The organism is Gemella sp. 27098_8_155, from assembly GCF_041433725.1.
Classification (GTDB): Bacteria; Bacillota; Bacilli; order Staphylococcales; family Gemellaceae; genus Gemella; species Gemella haemolysans_D.
Genome location: NZ_JAPWCA010000001.1, coordinates 1 through 20,693, shown reverse-complemented (window position 1 = coordinate 20,693; position 20,693 = coordinate 1). Strand labels below are relative to the sequence as shown.

Here is a 20,693-nt window from a genome sequence, read left to right as displayed (position 1 = left end):
CGTATTATACTCTATGTTATTCTTCACCAAAAATTGAAGTTCTAAAATCTTTCGTTTTATCAAGATACGCTTTAAAGATTGCTCGTTTTAGTTTAAGAACTCTACTATTTGTGTCAGGGTATAATTTTGCCACATCATCTTCAGCATCTTTTTGAACCGCTTCGTATATTATACTTCTTAACTTACTAATATTATCAATAGTTACCGTCTCTTGACGTACCCAATTATTAGGATTTATAAAGCTAATATTTGTTAATTTATTGAATTTATTTTCTCGTTCTTTATACATTTCTTTTTTGAAATCAGCCCAAGATGAATACTGGTTATTAAATATCTTATTAAGCACTAATTTATCAGTTACCAATCCTACTTCCTTACCGTATGAATTAATTTTGCTTCCATTAGCTTTTGCTTCATTTTCATATTGGTTAGAAATATAAGGTACCATACCTTCTTTATATCCTTTTGCAGCTAATAGTTCAAACGCCATACGACGACCCATTAAATCACCCGGAGTCCCTTTATCATTACTTAAGGCAGAATATATTGGCGAGAAAAGATTGATTGTATAGTATCCATTTCGTTTATACTCACCTTCATCAATATACCCTCTTCTTGTGATTATATCATTATCTATTAAACTATTGAAAGAAGTTAATTTATTAAGCTCATCATGTTTTAATCTACGGACTACATTTGTTGCATAAACATTATTTCCATCAGGATCAGGTTTATACTCATTCTCTATTTTCCTTAATAGATCACCTTTCTCATTAGGACCTAAATTAACTACTGCTTCTCCTTCTAATTTCTCAAGTGTATAAACTAAATCAAATAAGTTATGCATATATTTACGCAAGTCTTCTGCACTATTGAATCGTTGAGTTGGATCTTTCACTTGTAGTCTATTAGCATTTTCCGCTTCATCATATTTTAGTACAGAATTTATCGTGATTGTTGCATCATCTGGATGATCAGGAGCTTGAAGTAATCCTTTTGCATAAAACTCAGGTCCTAATCCACTTCTTCTTCCATATCCTCCAAGATAAATTTCTCTATCTGAGTTATGCGTCATTTCATGAGTATATGTTACTGCACCAGCCTTATCAAGCATACGATAAGCCATATAATAGAATGCATCGCCTGTTGCATAAGCACCATTAGCATTATGAACTACATTATTACCTGCTGGTCCAAAGAAATGTTTAATTGCAGGATGATTAGTAGAGAAATCTGCTTGGCTAACGTCATTATTATTATCATTTCCAAATCTGAAAGAGTCATATACCAAAATACTTCTAAACAATTTATCTTTATCTTTCGGATCTAATATTTTGTACCAATAATCATAGTGATCCCTAAATCGTTTAGCCGCTTCTTTTGCATTTTCTTCTACAAATTTAGTTAATTTATCTCCCTTAGGATATTCAGGACTTCTATATCTATCATAAGCACCAAAACCTATAGTCGAAATATTCGCTATCATGAACACCATTTTTTCTTCTGGTAAAGTTAATAACGGTAAGACCATACTTTGATATTTCCAAGATGGACTTGTTAATCTATCATATACCCCAATAGAATACTCAGTTCCTTGTTCTGATTGTTTTTCTCTTACTTCCTTAATATTAGATTTTTCTTCTACTATATAAGCTTTTGATTGTTTTTTGAACCAGTCGTTATTAGAAACATTTGGTAAGAACACTTTTCTATAACCTTCTAATGCTTTAAATAAACTTTCAGTTCCATAATTTTTCGATAATAATACATTATATGTAATAACATTATTTTTAGCTAATAAATTGTTAAATCCAGATTTACCTAAATCAATAACATTATCTAATGCAGAACTATTAGATTTACCAAAGAAGTCTAGATGATATAATACTAAATCTTTTGCACTTGCATTATCGTATTTAAAATTATACCAACGTTCTAGATATGTTAAACCTAAAAGTAACGCTTCCTTATTATTCTTAATTTTCTCAATTACATAATTATCTATTATCTTATTGTTATTTTCAGCTACTGCGGCATCTGCAGAAAGAAGTTTTGATAAAGTATCTTTTATATTTGCTTTTGTTTTAACAAATTGCTCGTCTAAGTATAATTCCGTATTTTTAACTTTATCTGAGATATCTAATATTTTCTTAACTGCATTAGAGTCATATTGTACAGAATTCAAGTCAGTTAAAACATTATTTACAATATTACTATAGTCATGCAATAGCATATTAGGAGTATATAATAATCCTTGACCCTCTATATTATACTCAGCAACTTTAGAGAAATCCTCTTTATATGTAATATTTAATACTTGTGATTTATTACCTTCAAAATGTAACAATAATTTATTGATTTCACGTTTATTTTTATTAATATCAGTTATTACTTCATTATTTTTCATAGGAACAACTGATAAAAGTTTTTTAGTAAATAAATCACTGTTACCCCCTACTAAATTACCATACTTAACTATTGTTTCTCTGTTATAGAAAGGAAGTAATTTTTCAATATTTTTATACACTTGTTCTCTCGACTGTTGATAACCTGCTACTTCATTGTAATTAGTAGTGTATCTTGAAGTAAAATCAAAATCTTCTACTTTAGTGCTGTGTTTAGTAACCAATTCTGCTTTTTTCTCTTTTACTTTATCAGCATCTAATACCGTACCTCTTTGTACATCTGAATCTTTAGTCACAAGTTCATCATCCACTTGAACTACATTTACTACTTTATTACCTTTACTACTATAAGCATAATCTTCTTTCATATTATCAAAATTATCACCAGATATAGCATTACCATTTGTTACGTTAACATCACTTAAAACATTTGATAGTTTACCTGAGTTACTTACATCTTGTGAATCTCTATCCCAAAGATTACCAGCAACTCCCCCAACTTTTCCAAAGTGTTGCACATTGTTAACATTTCCTTCAACATAGCTATACTTAATTGTCGCACTTTTCTCAACAACTCCGGCTATACCACCAACAATTTGATCTCCTGATTTTGCATTAGATGCTATATCAATCGATGCTATTGATTTCTCTATAGAAGCAAGCGAACCAGAAAGTTTACCTGCTAAACCACCAATTTCATACCCTGCAGTTGTATCATACGTGTTAGTTATTCTACCTGTAAAACTGCTATTAGAAATTCTAGAGTTATCTACTTTTGAAACCAATCCACCAATTCCACGTTCACCAGCTATAACACCAGATGAATGAACATTAGTAATTGTAGTACCATTATTCGCTTGTTTCGCTATTGTAGCAGCATCTTCTTTAGAAGAAACATTAGCTTCTTTTATTGAAAGATCTTGAATAGTGGCATTACTTAAAGTATTAAATAACGGTTTTTTCAGGTTATATATAGCGTAATGTTTATCTTTGTTCACACCAATTAATTTACCACTAAAATCTTTATTAACATAACTTTCTTGACCCTCTGAAAGTTCAACTTCACGAGCATCCATAGTAGCTCCTAAACGAAATGTACCATGTGGATCATTATTCATAGCATCTACTAGATTTTTGAATGATGTATAAACTCCTTTTTCGCTTTTTACTGCCTTAGGTAAGTAATACGTATAATTTTCTAATACATTATTATTTTCATGTTGAATTAAATTTTCTGCATGAGCTACTATTTTATATACTTCTTTTCCATCTTTTTCAGCATTAGAAATTTCAGTAACTGGTAAAATAATATCTTTGAAATTTTCTGACTTAACTTTCATAAAGTATTTCGTCGAATCACTTGGTACATCGTTAAGTGATGTTACATGTCGATACTTACTACCCTCTTTTGAATAAAGTTCAACAGAAGATATATTTCTAAGTTCTAATTTTTTATCAACTTGCTTTTCTTCTTTAATATCATCTTTTTTCTCATCTTTATGACGCTCTAGAGCATCATAGTTAGGTGTAATTTCTTTTCCTTTTATTATACTTCTAATCCAATCTAATTGTGTCGGAGATAGTATTAATCCACCTGAACGGTTCTCAGCACCATTTTGATGAAGTCCGACCACTTCTCCTTTAGAGTTAAAGATTCCTCCACCACTCATACCAGCTTTTCCACCTTGGTACTGAACACCATAAGTATTATTTGCATATTTTTGTTCCATTTCAACAGTTGTATCTTTTAAGTGAGTGTACTCTCCTCTAGGATAACCATAAACATTTAACTTATCATTAACATTTACTTTCGAGTAATTTTCTACTAAGTTCGCATGTTGTCTTCTTGTAGATTGAGGTAAGGTAATAACAGCCAAATCATAGATAAATCCTTTTGGATAATCTTTTTGATTATAGAAGTGAATGTCCTCTGATGTGAATGAACCTTTTTGTCCATCAGGCGTTTGCCATTCATATGTATTTTTAGCCTTGTCTCCTCTAAATTCACCCATACTATTGTCTGCAGAATTATTAATGAAATTATGTGCTACAGTCAACAATACATTAGGCGCTATAAATGTAGCTGATCCCGTTCCAGACAATGCTTGATTACCTTTAACAAAATTCATTCTAAGTAGTGCACTGGCATTTTTTGGAACATTATTTATTTCTGCTGTATTGCTATTTTCTACAGTAGGTTTTGGATCTTCTGTTTTCAGTGGCTCTATTTTCCCAGTATATTCTTTTGGTGGCTCGATTTTTTCGGGTTCTACTATCGCTCCGGCCTGCACTCCCGTATACTCTTTTGGAGCTTCTGCTTTCGCTGGTTCTACTATTGCTCCGGCTTGCACTCCTGTGTACTCTTTCGGCACTTCTGCTTTCTCAGGTTCTACTATCGCTCCAGCTTGTGCCCCCGTATATTCTTTTGGCGGTTCTACTTTCTCTGGTTCAACTAATGCTCCAGAAGTAACTCCACCGTATTGTGGCTCTACTTTTTCGGGTTCAACTATTGCTCCGGCCTGCACTCCTGTGTACTCTTTCGGTGCTTCTGCTTTTGCTGGTTCTACTATCGCTCCGGCCTGCACTCCTGTGTACTCTTTTGGCGTTTCTGTTTTTGCTGGTTCTACTATCGCTCCGGCTTGTACCCCGTTATACTCAGGTTTTACTTCAACAGTAGGTTTTACTAATTTTTCACCTTTTTGAGTAATAGTACTAACTGCCTTTTTCGTTCCTTTTTCTATAATTACTGAAACTGGTGCTTTTGTATTAGTAGAAATTAATTCTTTGGAAACTTCTTTCCCTTCTACAGTAAATACTCTTATAACTTCAGTCTTTTTACCTACTTTTCCATATCGTTTTACTCTTATTGTTCCTTCAGGCAACTGATTATTATTTTCTATAACTTGATTATATTGTATCGGTGTCTCTACTATTTTATCAGTATATAATAATTCAGGTTTAGTCAGCTTTCCAGCCAAAACTTCATCTTGAGGATTCACTGTATTAACCCCTAATACTTTTCTATCCTCATTTTTATTTGTATTCTCTATTACTTTTTTGTTTTCTTTTTTATTATTATTTTCTAATACTTTTTTATTTTCTTTTTTGTCAGTATTAGTTAGTATTGTTTTATTTTCCTGTTTTTTATCTAGTACATTTGTATTTGTATTTTCTTTTAATTTTGGTTGTTTTATATTCTGTTGTTGTGAAGAAGCATTTTCTTTAACTTCTTCATTTGCTTTGTTTGTTTCAGCTTCATTTTTAATAAATCCAACAAAACTATATCCAGGAATTGCAGAAATTTTTGGTAACTTGTCTCCAACTTTTAAACTATAATTCATGTTGTAGATTGATAACTGTAAGTCCTCCATGGCTCTAACGGGTAATTCTAGAGTAGTTGCTCCTAGACTCGTTACTAAAAGGATTGATAGTATTTTACGTGATTTATTTTTACCTTTTGCTACAACGACTACAACTAGACCAAGCATACCGCCTAGAAGTATACTTCCTATTCCATAATTTAAACCAGTATTAGGTAATTTATTTAGTTGTGTTGTTTTAGTTGGTTTAAATACTAAGTAATATGTTTCTTCTGTACTATTTACAACGCTTGGTACTTCTTTTCTTATTAATTCCTTTTCTTTATCGGTAAGATTGTCTTCTCCTACATATTTATAGTGAACAATTGCATTATCAGCAGCCTTCACTACATAATCTTCAGGTTGAACAGTCGACACTAAGAAAAATGATCCTATCGTCATCGAGCAAACTCCAACAGTTAATTTTCTTAACGAAAACTTACTATATTTTTCCCCTAAATATTTTCTCAACTTTATATCCTTCTTTCATATATGATACTAAGATTAATTTTGTTTATAATTAATACATTAATTGTAAGCTTTTTCTAAACTAAATGCAAGAAAACAGACATAAAGTTTACACTAGATTCATGAGTATTTTTTTTCTCATGAAATTTTAAACATTATAATTAACACTTTAAATTTATGTTAACCAATGTTATGTAAAAATTTATTTTTTCTCATAAAAAAAACTAGAAGCTACTTTATTCACTTCTAGTTTAAAATCTATTTATTTAACATACCTGCTTGAAGTTGGTACATTTTGTAATAATTACCTTTTAATGCTATCAACTCATCGTGTGTTCCAGATTCAATAATTTCACCTTTATCTAAAACGTAAATACAGTTAGAATCTTGAATCGTAGATAACCTATGGGCAATTGCTATTGTCGTTCTACCTTTTCTCATTTTTTCAAGAGAATGTTGAATTAACTCTTCTGTTTCAGAGTCGATATTTGCAGTAGCTTCATCAAGGATTAAAATTTTCGGTTTACTCGCTATAGTTCTAGCAAATGTAAGTAGTTGTCTTTCTCCACTAGAAAAAGTTGCCCCTCTTTCTGTAACTAAGCTATCATACTTATCTTCTAATTTATCTATAAAGTTATGTGCATCAACAAACTTAGCCGCTTCAATAACATCTTCTCTTGTTAATTCTTCATTATACATCTTAATATTAGACTCTACAGTCCCATGATATAAAAATGGATCTTGCAGAACTAATCCAACACTGTTTCTTAATTCTTTAGAACTATAGTCTTTTATATTAACACCATCAATTAGTATTTCTCCTCTATCATAATCATAAAATCTAAGGAAAAGATTCATAATTGATGATTTACCAGAACCAGTTGCTCCTACAAAAGCAATACTCTCTCCATTTTTTACACTAAATGAAATATTTTTAAGTACATCACGTTTACCATCATACGAGAAACTAACATTCTTAAATTCAATATCACCTCGAGAAATTTTATAATCACTTTCTTTTTGTTCTGGCTCATATTCTTCATTATCTATTAGTGTGAAAACACGTCCTGCAGAAATTATAGAAGTTTGAAGAATTGAGAAGTTTTGCATAAGTTCAATTAATGGATTGAACAGCTGATTCGTATATTGAATAAACGCATAGATTATCCCAGCAGTAAAACCATCACTTTCAAAACTTAGCCCAAAATACATTACGATAACACCATATGCTAATACTTTAAATAAAGCCATAGCTGGTCTTAATAATAAACTATCAACCTTTAATGACTTGGTGTAATAACGAAGGTGTTCATTATTAACTTCTCCAAATTCATCAATTAGGCGTTGTTCCTGATTAAACGCTTGGATTATCTTCATACCCTCTATAGATTCAGATAATTTAGTATTCATTTCACTAATTTTCGCACGAGAAATTTCTACTAATCTACTAGAAAGCTTCTGGTATAGATATACCGAACCAACCATTACTGGAATAAAAAGTATCATGTAGATTGTTAATTGCCAACTTAAAGCAATCATTGCAGAAAGTGTTACTACAAACATAAGTATCGTATTTAGAAAACTTGAGAAAATTGTTCCAAACATATCCGCAACAGCTTGTGTATCATTAGTTAATCTCGATACTACAGAACCTACAGGAGTCTTATCAAAGTAAGACATACCTAATTTTTGCAAGTTAGCAAAACTATCATTACGTAAATCTCTAACTATACTGTGAGCCACTCTTGCAAAGTAGAATTCACCTAAAAATGTAAATACTACCCTTAGAATAAATAATCCAAAATAAATTATTAATATATATAACCCTGCTTTAGCAATATTTTTTGTAATAAAGTTATCAATATAATACTGAGCTAAAAGAGGAATTGCTGTCGCTACTATAGAAGTTAGTAATATAAATAATAATGCTAATACCGATAGCCCTTTATATCGGAACATATAACGCATTAATCTAAAAAATGTTTTACTTTTCGACATCTTCACTTCCTCCTTTCAAGTTTTCTTCCATCTGTTGACTTTCATAAGTCTCTTTATACCAACCGTTATTTGCTATTAACTCATCGTGAGTACCTTTTTCAATAATAGTATCATCACCTAAAACAATTATTAAGTCAGCTTCAACAACCGCGGATAGTCTGTGAGCTGTAATAATATTTGTCTGACCACTACGTTGTTCTTTTAAGTTTTCTAAAATAATGTGCTCCGTCTTAGCATCAACAGCAGATAAAGAATCATCAAGAATTAATATCTCTGGATTAATAATCAAAGCACGACTCATAGCTAAACGTTGTTTTTGACCTCCAGAAAGACTAACACCTTTTTCTCCAACAATTGTATCAAACTTCTCTGGCATAGCCATTATATCATCATATAAACCACAAATTTTCGTAATTTCTTCTACCTTTTTATCATCAATTTGAGGATTAGCAAAACGAATATTTTCTTTAATCGACATAGCGAATAGTACCTGATCTTGCGGTACATATCCAATAAGTTTTCTTAAATCACTTAGACTGTAGTCAGCAATATCTCGATTATTAAGTAGGATATTCCCCGATTTAATATTGAATTCTCTTAGTAACAATCTTAGTAAAGTAGTTTTACCTGAACCAGTAACACCTACAATACCAAGGGTTTGACCTTTTTCAATAGCAAACTTAATATCTTTCAATACAGACTTACCTTCTTCAAATTCAAAGTTGTTGATATTATACTCTAATCTTCCATTTTCAGCTTTAACTTTACTGTTTAAATTAATATTAACATCATTAACTTCATCTAATAAACTCTCAATACGCTTATAAGATACCTCACCACGTTGTGAGATATTATATAACCAACCTATCGCTTGAAGCGGCCATACTAACATATCAAGATATGTAACGAAAGTAACTAACTCACCAACAGATAACTCTCCATTAGAAACAAAGATACCTCCAAAAACAAGAGTAAGTGTATAAGATAATCCAACGAATATTAATACCATTGGATCGAATAAAGAATTATACTTAGCAGCAATAACATTCTTTCCGAATACTTTTTTATTAACTTCTTTAAAACTCTTTATTTCATCGTTACCATAACCGAATGATTTCGTAACTTTTATCCCTGAAACACTCTCTTGAACCTTATTATTCAAATCAGAAAAAGATTCTTGCGCTTCTTCGAAACTCTCATAGTTTTTATCACCAATATAATTAGTAGCATACGCTAAAAATGGTAAAGGAATAATCGCTATTAAAGTTAATTTGAAATCTATTAAGAATATCATCGTGAACAGCGTAACTAGTGCAGTAATACTTGCATCAACCGCAGACATCACTCCACCACCTGCAACCATTGCCACAGAGTTTATATCATTCGTCGCATGTGCCATTAAATCTCCAGTACGGTACTTTTGGAAGAATGAAGGAGACATCTTTGTAAAATGTTCAAAAAGTTTCGATCTTAAAATACGACCTAAATTATAAGCAGCTCCAAAAATGTAAACACGCCAAACATAACGAAGAGCATACATAGCCAGAGCAGCTAATACTAAATAACCAACATTTAAAAATAACTGTCCATTCGTCAGATTACCTGATTCAATTTTATCAATTACTGTACCGATAACTTTCGGCGGAATCAAGTTAAAAATACTCACTAGAATAAGAGCAATTATTCCTATTAGATATCGTTTTTTTTCTAGCTTCATAAACCAAGCTAATTTTCTAAATAAATACATCTACATTCCTCCTTCTCTTTCTTCTAATTTTGAGAAGACCTCTCCGATTTTTCCATTAATAACAAGATTTGCCATATTATCCTGTGGTGTAGAAGTTTTATTAATAACAATTAAATACTTACCTCTAAAATAATGCAATAAGTTAGCAGCAGGATAAACACTTAATGAAGTTCCACCGATAATAAGTACATCAGCCTTTTCAATAAAGTTAATAGCAGCATTAAATACTGTCATATCAAGCTCTTCTTCATAAAGAGTAACATAAGGTTTTATAACCCCACCACATTTATCGCAACTAGGAATTTCTTCATCTTTAGCTAAAAAATCTTCTAAGTTATAAAAAGACTTACACTTAGTACAATAGTTAGCATCCACACTTCCATGTAATTTCAAGACATTTTTGCTTCCTGCTTGTTCATGAAGTGTATCTATATTTTGAGTAACAACAGCTTTTAACTTACCTTGTTTTTCTAACTCCGCTAAATAATAATGTGCCTTATTCGGTTTAGCATCAGGATAGACCAAATGCTTCTTATAAAAATCAAAGAAATCTACAGGATACTTCACAAACATCGTTCTTGAAACGAGTTGCTCTGGTGTAAAATGACGATTAAGTTCAACGCTAAAAACACCATTTGCACTTCTAAAATCAGGAATATCTGATTCTGTAGAGACTCCAGCACCACCGAAAAAGACAATATTATCATTTGAATCAATTATTTCTCTTAGTCTGTCTATATCATTCATAATACTTACCTCCTTATAATATTATAAAAAGCTATTAAAAGAAGGAAACTCTTTTTTAAGTCTCCTTCTTTAAATTAACTACTAATTAGTTTCTTTATCTTTTTGAGCTTTTAACTCTTTGATACGTTGTTTACGCTCTTCGATACGAGCTTTTTTCTCTTCACGAGAAGCACTCTTAACTGGACCACGAGCAATATGTTCTTTACTATCATTAGTTACAAGGTTCGTTGGTTCTTGTTTCATCTCGATTTCTTCGTGGCGTTCTACTCTAATACGCATTAAGTTAGTAACAACTTCAACTTGAATATCATCAATCATGTCCTCGAACATTTGGTAACCTTCAGTTTTGTATTCACGAAGTGGATCAATTTGTCCATATGAACGTAGGAAAATCCCTTTTCTAAGTTGATCCATTTGGTCGATATGATCAGTCCATCTATCATCAATTGCATTAAGAAGAATGTATTTCTCGAATGAATTCATAGTTTCATCACCAAGTAACTCACGTTTCTCAGCTAACTCTAAATTAATTCTGTGTAATACTAATTCACGAATTTCATCATCAGACATAACATCTGAGTATTCACTCTCGGTAATAGGTTTTTGACCTAAGAACTTCTCGTTAAGTGATTTAATGATTTCTTCTGTTTCCTCTTTTTCACTGTGCGCTTCTAAGTTTTCAGTGATAAATGCCATAGTTTTATCAACTGCATCACCGATCATTTCTTGAATAATATCAGTAACTACTTCGTTTTCTAATACTTCATTTCTTTCAGCGTACATAATTTCACGTTGTTTACGTAATACATCATCATATTGAAGTACTTGTTTACGTGAATCATAGTTATTACCTTCAACACGTTTTTGAGCACTTTCTACAGATCTACTTACCATTCTACTTTCAAGTGGTGTATCTACATCTTTACCCATAATTTTTTGTAATCTATCAGCTCCGAAACGAACCATTAGCTCATCTTCTAAAGATAAATAGAATCTACTGTAACCAGGGTCCCCTTGACGCCCTGAACGTCCACGTAGCTGGTTATCAATACGACGAGATTCGTGACGTTCTGTACCGATTACGGCAAGACCTCCTAATTCACGAACACCTTCACCAAGTTTAATATCCGTACCACGACCAGCCATGTTAGTCGCAATTGTTACTGAACCACGTTGACCAGCTTGTTTAATAATTTCTGCTTCACTTTCATTTTGTTTAGCATTAAGTACTTTGTGAGGTACTCCATATCTATATAATAACTTAGATACTAATTCACTCGTTTCAATAGAGACTGTACCTAAAAGAACTGGTTGTCCTTTGTCATAACGTTCTTTAACTTCTTGAGCTACCGCATTGAACTTAGCTTCCATGTTTGAATAAATATAGTCTGGTGCATCAATCCTTTGGATAGGTCTGTTTGTAGGAATAGTTGTTACAAACATGTTGTAAATATTTCTAAATTCCTCTTCTTCTGTTTTACCAGTACCTGTCATACCACTAAGTTTTTTGTACATTCTGAAGAAGTTTTGGAAAGTAATAGTCGCCATTGTTTTACTTTCTTTTTGAATAGGAACGCCTTCTTTAGCTTCGATAGCTTGGTGTAATCCTTCAGAGAAACGACGACCTGGCATTGTACGACCTGTAAATTGGTCAACGATTAAGATCTCTCCATCTTCAGCAACTACGTAGTCAACATCTAAAGCCATTGTGTAGTTAGCTTTTAACGCTTGGTTAATGTGGTGAGTTAAATCAACATTTTTTAATTCATAAAGATTTTTTAACCCAAAGTAACTTTCAGCTTTATCAATACCATTTTCAGAAAGTTGAATAGCTTTAGTTTTAATATCTAAAGTATAATCTCCATCACTTCCATCTTCTTCCTCTGCTTTTTTCAGAGTTTTAACGAAAGCATTCGCTACTTGATAAAGTGAAGTTGATTCTTGTCCTTCACCAGAAATAATAAGTGGTGTACGAGCTTCATCGATAAGAACTGAGTCAACCTCATCGATTACGGCATAGTTTAATGGACGTTGAACACGAGCTTCAACTGTCTTAACCATGTTATCTCTTAAATAGTCAAATCCTAACTCATTGTTTGTTGAGTATGTAATATCAGCATTGTACGCTGCTCTTTTCTCTTCAGAGTTTAAAGAGTTTAAGTTAAGCCCAACAGAAAGTCCCATATAGTTATAAAAAACTCCCATTTCTTGAGCATCACGTTGAGATAAGTATTCGTTAACTGTAACAACGTGTACCCCTTCTCCAGCTAATGCATTTAAGTATACAGGCATTGTTGCAGTAAGAGTTTTACCTTCCCCTGTTCTCATCTCTGCGATATCCCCACGGTGAAGTGCGATACCACCCATGATTTGAACTTTATATGGTTTCATTCCTAAAGAACGGAATGCCCCTTCACGAGCTGCAGCAAATGCATCTACTAAAATTTTATCTAATATATCCGGTGTTTCTTTACCTTTTTCTTTTTGTTCTTGGATATAAGCTTTAAATTCTTCTGTTTTATTTACTAATTGTTCATCGCTAAGACTTGAATATTCTTCATCTTTAGCTAATACTTTATCAGCTAATTTCGATAAGCTTTTTACTTCTCTTCTGTTAGCATCAAATATTTTTCCTAAAATAGCCATTAACATTTTCCTTCCGACATATTTTTCTATTAAATGATTTTATAATCATATTATAATTCATCTTTTAATTATAACATTCATTTATCTTTAAAGCAACAACAATAACACGATTTTAAGTTGATATTAACTACGTTTTTTATACAACTAATAAAGCTAAATGAATTTATATATTTTTTGATTTTAAACATACAAAAATTCTAGCAGAACTCCCTCTTAAAATTCTACTAGAATTTTTTTATTTGTATTTTTTTAGTAAACTTTCTACTTTCTCAACATATAAATCTCGAACATTTTGAGGCGCTAATATTTCTATATCGTTACCTAAAGAGAAAATCCAACCTAAGAAATGACCACTACACATAACCTCTACAGAAGTTTGATAAATATCATCTTTTTTATGAATAATAATATCTTTTCCAAATCTATCAACGATTGCTCCTATTAATGATTCTTTAAACTCTAAAGTCACTTTTTCTAAAGTTCCACCATACATGCCAAATATTTTCTTTGAATAACCAGATATATCTTCTTTTTGAAACTTTTCATGACCCACTCTGTCACCATCAGCAATAACAACATTTCGCATTTTATCAACACGATAATTTTTTATCAACTCTGTCTTAGCATCAAAAGCAACCATATAGTAATTTTCATCATTCCACACTAGAGCGAATGGACTTACATTATAGACTTCACCATTTTTTCTATCAATCATCTGTTTTTTATAATTCCATTGCCAATAATTAAAATCAATTTGCTTATTTTCCGCAATTGCATTGTGAATTGCATCAATATTGTAATAAATATTTTCATTTATATATTTATTTTCTTCGAAAGAATATACTTGTCTTTGAATTTTCTGAGCTTGTTTTTTACTCGCTAATTTCTTCAATTTTAAAATTAGATCTCGTGATTTTTTTACAGTTAGAAACTTACTCGCCTGAATTACATCGATTAGCATCTTCACCTCGGCAAGCTCAAATTCTCTTTCTACTAATGCATAGATATTCTCACGACCATTCTTTTCAATAACGATATTAAATCCATAATCTTGTAGTAATTCTATATCTTTATATAGAGTTTTTCTCTCAACAATAATTTCTTTTTTCAAGAGTAAAGTAGTTAATTCTTTTACACTTAAATAAGTATTTTCATCGCTATAGTCTCTTAGTATTTCCAATAGGTACAATAGCTTTAATTTTTGATATCTTCCTTTTTCCATAAATTTTGCTCCTTATATACACTTATGTATATAATAACAACTATTTACGAATTTTTCTATTACTTTTATGTATTTTCACATCTCTATTGACAACTTCTGCGATTACAGAACTTCCAGTAACAAAACAAACTTTTACAAAAAATTTATCTCCAACTTTATCGTAAATTCTTCCTGCACTTTTAGTACCTTTTGCAACAGTCCTACAAGAATTTCCTACATAACCAACTTTACCAAAAGTTTTCATCATAACTTTAATAGCTTCTTCATCATAGTCGTTATCAAACTCTTTTTCACAACTGATAACATCCCCTACTTTAAAAATCTTATTTCCAAAATAGTGCTCCATCCCTGTAATTGTAATATAATCTTTTTCCATTTTAATCACCTCTTCGTTTTGTGATTTAATTATAACAGTCTATCTGTCCATTTTTTTGGACACTATAAAATTTATTAAAAAAAATTAGAACTTAGATTAAATTTAACCTAAGTTCTATATGTAAGTTATTCTATTATTTGTTTAAGATGCTAGCACAACGTGGACATAAACCTTCTTCGTTTACTTCATCTACGATATTCCAACAACGGTCACAACGGTGTCCTTCTGCTTTAGTTACTTTAACAGTAGCAAGATCATAAGCTACACCATCGTTTTCTTTAACAGCAACTTTACTTACAATGAAGAATTGATTTAAGTTATCAACAGAATTTAATAACTCAACTACTTCTGCATCATTACTGTATACTTCAACAGCTGCTTCTAAAGATTTACCGATAACTTTTTCATTACGGCTTTCTTCTAATGCTTTATTCACATCATCACGAACTTCAAGAAGTTTATCCCATTTAGCTTCTAACGCAGCATCTTCGATTACATTTTTAGCTGGGAAGTCTGTTAAGTGAACAGACTCAGCATCTTCGTATGGCATGTTGTCATATACTTCTTCAGCAGTGAATGAAAGAATTGGAGCAAGTAATCTAACAGATTTACTTAATACTGTGTAAAGAACTGTTAACATACTTAAACGTTTGTGAGAATCTTCACCTTCGATATAAAGGATGTCTTTACCGTAGTCTAGGTAGAATGAAGATAATTCAACGTTGAAGAAGTTGATTAATTCAGTAGTAATACTGTTAAATTGATAATTTTCATAGTAATCTAATACTTTAGCAACAACTTTTTCGAATTTAAGAACCATGTATTTATCTAGTTCTTCAAGATCTTCATACGCAACAAGATCAGTCTTATTGTTGAAGCTTCCGTTGAATAAGTTTCCTAGTAAGAAACGGAAAGTATTTCTGATTTTTCTGTATGTTTCAGATACTTGTTTTAAGATATCTTTAGAGATACGAACGTCTTGAGTATAGTCAACACTTGCAGACCATAGACGGATAATTTCAGCACCTAATTCTTTACCTACATCGTTAGGAGAAATAACGTTACCTAATGATTTACTCATCTTGTTACCATTACCATCCATTACGAATCCAGCAGATACTAACTCTTTATATGGAGCTACTCCAGACACCGCTACAGAAGTGATTAGTGAAGAGTTGAACCATCCACGGTATTGGTCACTTCCTTCTAAGTATAAGTCAGCTGGGTAAGTTAAATCTTCACGAATTGCACAACATCCTTGGTGAGATGTTCCAGAGTCGAACCATACGTCCATGATATCCATCTCTTTAGTGAATACTCCGTTTGGACTTCCTGGGTGAGTGTATCCTTCTGGTAATAATTCAGAAGCTTCTTTGTAGAACCAAACGTTTGATCCTTCTTCTTCAAAGATTTTCGCTACGTGTTCGATTAATTCGATATCTAAAATTTCTTCTCCGTTTTCAGCGTAGAATACAGGGATTGGCACACCCCATACACGTTGACGACTGATTACCCAGTCTCCACGGTCACGAATCATGTTGTATAATCTTGGTTTACCCCATTCACTGTAGAATTTAGTGTTGTCTACAGCTTCAAGTAATTCACTACGGAATGCATCAACAGAACAGAACCATTGCGGTGTAGCTCTGAAGATAATTGGTTTTTTACTTCTCCAGTCATGAGGGTATGAGTGAGTAATATCTTCTTGTTTTAATAATGCTCCAGTTTCATCTAAGTGTGCAATAATGTCTTTGTTTGCATCGAATACGAATTTACCAGCGAATTGTCCAGCTTCTTCTGTAAGAACACCTTGGTTATCAACTGGTGATAATACTCCAAGTTTGTATTGTAATTGACCAACAAGATAGTCATCAACCCCGTGTCCAGGAGCCGTGTGTACTAAACCAGTCCCTGAATCAAGTGTTACATAATCAGCTAAGATTACTGTAGAAGTTCTATCTAAGAATGGGTGTTGACATAGTAAGTACTCTAAATCTTTACCTACTAATACTTCACCTGTTTCATAGTTTTCCCAACCGAATTTTTCAGCTAAGAATGCTACTCTTTCTTTAGCTACTAAGTAGCTTTCTCCATTATATTTAACAACTTGGTATTCAAAGTCTGGGTGAACAGCAATACCTAAGTTCGCAGGTAATGTCCAAGGAGTAGTTGTCCAGATAACAAACTTAGTCCCTTTTTCTACTGCACCATTTTCACTAACTAAGTCAAAAGCAACATAGATAGATGGTGAAGTGTGATCGTGGTACTCGATTTCAGCTTCAGCTAATGCAGACTCTGAAGATGGTGACCAGTAGATAGGTTTTAATCCTTTGTAGATATATCCTTTGTCTACCATTTTACCGAATACACGGATTTGTTCAGCTTCAAATTTTGGATCTAAAGTTAAGTATGGGTTATCCCAATCACCTAATACTCCAAGTTTTTTGAAGTCGGCACGTTGTTTATCAACTTGTTTTAAGGCATAATCTTTACATTTGTTTCTAAATTTATTAGCTGGCATAGATTTTCTATCAACACCATTGTTTACTAATACTTGCTCGATTGGAAGACCGTGAGTATCCCAACCTGGAACATAAGGTGAAACAAAACCATTCATATTTTTATATTTAACGATAAAGTCTTTTAAGATTTTGTTTAATGCGTGTCCAATGTGGATGTTACCATTCGCATATGGAGGCCCATCGTGAAGTACGTATGAAGGTTTCCCAGCATTTTTTTCTAAAATTTTGTTGTATAAATCCATTTCTTCCCAACGTTTTAGGAATTCAGGTTCTTTATTTGGAAGATTTCCACGCATTGGAAACTTCGTTTTTGGCATTAATAATGTATCTTTTAATTCTACCATTTTTTCTCCTTTCAAAATAAAAAACTCTTAGTAAAAGTTATAGAGGGCGAAATGTATCCACGGTACCACCTCTTTTAACTCCTACCAAGAGCACTTGTTTGTTCTATTAAAATTATTACACAATAAAGTGATAACTCCTATGCTTCTATAAAACTTTCCACCTACCAGTTTCTCTCTAAAACTCCACATAGTCGTCTTGTCTTTATTTACGATATGTATATTATATTACATCACGATAAAACTTTCAAGTCTTTTATGTGAATTTAATTTGAAATTATCTGAAAATATCATGAAATTAAAAAAAAGACTTTTGAAAACCTACTATTAGAAAGACTCCATATATAGAAGTCCTTCTAATAATTGTTCATTTTCAAAAGTCTAATATTTTTTATACTCTTCGATATGCGTTAAAATTCTCCGCAGCATATTTCAATGCTTTTTCTCTACTAAGTGATGCAGTTACATTAATATTACTTTCAGTGACCTCTATATTATCAACAACAACTGGTAAGTCAAGTGATTTAATAGTAATAGTATTACCGTTAACCCCTGCACCACTTCCAGTAAGTGCTTCTTTTAAATATTTTTCTAAAGCAAAATTTGGAATAGGCACCTTACCAATTTTAGCATCTTCTAGAATTAAATCTACACTATTGTTAGCACCAGTTACTTTTATATTAGTATTAATAATTGTATTCCAAGGACCTAATTTAACAGGTAACTTTGCTTCAATATGATTATCGACCAACTTATAGTTTCCATCTAGTAATTCCGAACTGGCTGGAACAGCATTCTTAAATATAGATAGAAATGTATTATTATTAATTTTCAATGATGTTTTAATATTTGAATCAACTAATTTAAGATTTGAAATAAAATCTCCATTTAGATCCTCCAACTTAATCTTAGCATCATGATTTTCTAATTTTTCTGAATTATTTATACTTTCACTTGGTGTTAACGCATATGTTGCTCCACCACCAAAAAGAGCTAATACTATTAATAACGCTAGTATTTTTCTTAATACTTTCATCTTTTAAAACTCCTTAGTTATTTTAAATTACATTATACTATAATATGCCGAACTATACAAATCAAACTAAACTAACTATTTTCTCTATAAATATATATCACTTCATGATTATATTTAATTTTAATCCTTTTCAATTATAATATTTAATAAGTTCACTTGAAATATCCTTTATTATATGTTAGTATATTTCAGTACTTTGAAAGGAGAAGGATAATATGAATACAAAATTTTTCAAAATACTTAGTTGGGTAGCAACATTCACAGCTATGCTAATGTATATATCATATATACCACAAATTTCAGGAAATATACACGGTCATAAAGGAGACTTTATTCAACCTTTCGTTGCAGGAATAAACTGTACTCTTTGGGTACTTTATGGTCTACTAGGAGAAAAACGTGATTGGCCAATAGTTATAGCCAACTCACCAGGCATAATTTTTGGATTTACAGCTGCATTTACAGCTCTATAATATTATTAATAAACTGGCTTTTTTTAAGTCAGTTTATTTTTAATTTATTCCTAATTTATTATTTCAAAACTAGTAAATTTTAATGTACAAAATATATATTTTACGCTATAATAATTAGTAACCTTTTTAGGTAACGAATACATAAAGGAGATGATGTTTATGAAAGAAAAAATTTCTATTAAGAATTTTACTATGAACGTCCTTAACGGTATCGCCCTAGGAACTGTTCTATGTTTAGTACCAGGTGCCTTACTTGGTGAACTACTTAAATATATAGGTAAGGTTTATCCTGCACTTGCGTTTTTATCATTATCAATAACAATCTCTAATGCTATGATAGGTTTAGCTTCAGGAATTATTATTGGTTTATTCTTTAAATTTACACCAGTACAAAGTGTATCTATAGGACTAGCTACTCTTTTTGCTAGTGGTTCAATTATTCCAACTCCAGACAAAACTGCACTTATGTTAAAAGGTTCTGGTGATATCGTAACTATGATTTTTACAGCTACATTAGCAACAATATTCATCCTTCTAATTGGAGACAAAGCTAAAAACTATGCTGTAATTATCCTACCTCCATTAACACTTGTTATTATCGGAGGTATTGGTAGATATACACTTCCATTCTTCTCTGGAGTAACTAAATTATTAGGAGATGGAATTAAACATCTGCTTACATTACAACCTATCATTCTTACTATTCTTATCGCGATTATTTTCGCGTGTCTTGTAGTTTCTCCAATTACATCAGTTGGGGTAGCTCTTGCGATTAATATAGATGGAATAGCTTCAGGAGCTGCAAACCTTGGAATCTGTGCTTGTGGATTCACACTTGCAATAGCAGGATGGGCAGTTAACTCTAAAGGAGTTTGCTTCGCGCACTTTATCGGATCTCCGAAAATCTCGATGGCAAATATTTTTGCTAAACCAAAAATTATGCTACCGGCCCTTTGTAGTGCTGCTGTTTCGGGAGTATTCGCCGCAATACTAAACATTAAAGGTACGGCGATGAGTGCTGGATTTGGATTCAGTGGTCTAGTTGGACCATTAGCACACCTTGCGACTACTGACGGAAGTGCTTTAGAAATATTAAAAGCAGCTATCGTCTTCGCACTAATTCCAATAGTTTCTGGTTTCTTTTTTGTAAAACTATTTACGAAAATTGTACCTATTATTAAACAAGAAGATTACAAACTTAACCTATAAAATAATTTGAGACGGGCTGTGATCTGACCCCAAAAGTCCTAAATTTTAATAAAGTGTGTATGAGAACTCATAAATGCAGTGGCTTATTGATATCTAAATTCGCTTTACAAAAGCTTTTTAGATATCTAATAACCTGTGCGGGGG

Annotated in this window: 11 protein-coding genes; 2 read left to right on the top strand and 9 right to left on the bottom strand. The window is 31.8% G+C overall.

What is annotated here, in order from left to right; translation table 11 throughout:
- Nucleotides 1-16 precede the first annotated feature (16 nt).
- From O5Y44_RS00055 to O5Y44_RS00015, 9 genes are all read right to left on the bottom strand, one after another.
- Entirely contained in the window at nt 17-6,235 is a 6,219-nt protein-coding gene (locus tag O5Y44_RS00055) for a ZmpA/ZmpB/ZmpC family metallo-endopeptidase (protein ID WP_371465080.1), read from the bottom strand.
- A gap of 255 nt (nt 6,236-6,490) precedes the next feature.
- On the bottom strand, nt 6,491-8,230 hold the full coding sequence (locus tag O5Y44_RS00050; RefSeq protein WP_371465079.1) for an ABC transporter ATP-binding protein: 1,740 nt from the start codon (nt 8,228-8,230) through the stop codon (nt 6,491-6,493).
- Nucleotides 8,217-9,977 (bottom strand): ABC transporter ATP-binding protein, encoded by a 1,761-nt coding sequence (locus tag O5Y44_RS00045; RefSeq protein ID WP_371465078.1) that lies wholly within the window; start codon nt 9,975-9,977, stop codon nt 8,217-8,219. The genes O5Y44_RS00050 and O5Y44_RS00045 overlap by 14 nt, the downstream gene beginning before the upstream one ends.
- The gene (locus O5Y44_RS00040; protein WP_371465077.1) at nt 9,978-10,724 is read right to left on the bottom strand and encodes an NAD-dependent protein deacylase; all 747 of its coding nucleotides are present in this window, start codon (nt 10,722-10,724) and stop codon (nt 9,978-9,980) included.
- A gap of 81 nt (nt 10,725-10,805) precedes the next feature.
- Entirely contained in the window at nt 10,806-13,370 is a 2,565-nt protein-coding gene (gene secA / locus O5Y44_RS00035; protein ID WP_316447475.1) for a preprotein translocase subunit SecA, read from the bottom strand.
- 235 nt (nt 13,371-13,605) lie between these two features.
- A complete protein-coding gene (locus O5Y44_RS00030; protein ID WP_371465076.1) occupies nt 13,606-14,592 on the bottom strand; it encodes a helix-turn-helix transcriptional regulator in 987 nt (328 codons plus the stop codon).
- A 40-nt stretch (nt 14,593-14,632) separates the two neighbouring features.
- Nucleotides 14,633-14,968, bottom strand: coding sequence for an HIRAN domain-containing protein (locus O5Y44_RS00025; protein ID WP_371465075.1), 336 nt, complete (start codon nt 14,966-14,968; stop codon nt 14,633-14,635).
- Between the two features lie 133 nt (nt 14,969-15,101).
- A complete protein-coding gene (gene ileS, locus O5Y44_RS00020; protein ID WP_371465074.1) occupies nt 15,102-17,834 on the bottom strand; it encodes an isoleucine--tRNA ligase in 2,733 nt (910 codons plus the stop codon).
- A gap of 388 nt (nt 17,835-18,222) precedes the next feature.
- Entirely contained in the window at nt 18,223-18,867 is a 645-nt protein-coding gene (locus tag O5Y44_RS00015) for a hypothetical protein (protein ID WP_371465073.1), read from the bottom strand.
- Between the two features lie 215 nt (nt 18,868-19,082).
- On the opposite strand from O5Y44_RS00015, the gene O5Y44_RS00010 reads away from it, so the two are divergent.
- Nucleotides 19,083-19,340: a SemiSWEET family transporter gene (locus O5Y44_RS00010; RefSeq protein ID WP_060914275.1), complete on the top strand. Its 258-nt coding sequence runs from the start codon at nt 19,083-19,085 to the stop codon at nt 19,338-19,340.
- A gap of 159 nt (nt 19,341-19,499) precedes the next feature.
- On the top strand, nt 19,500-20,549 hold the full coding sequence (locus O5Y44_RS00005) for a PTS sugar transporter subunit IIC (protein WP_371465071.1): 1,050 nt from the start codon (nt 19,500-19,502) through the stop codon (nt 20,547-20,549).
- The last annotated feature ends 144 nt before the right edge of the window (nt 20,550-20,693 follow it).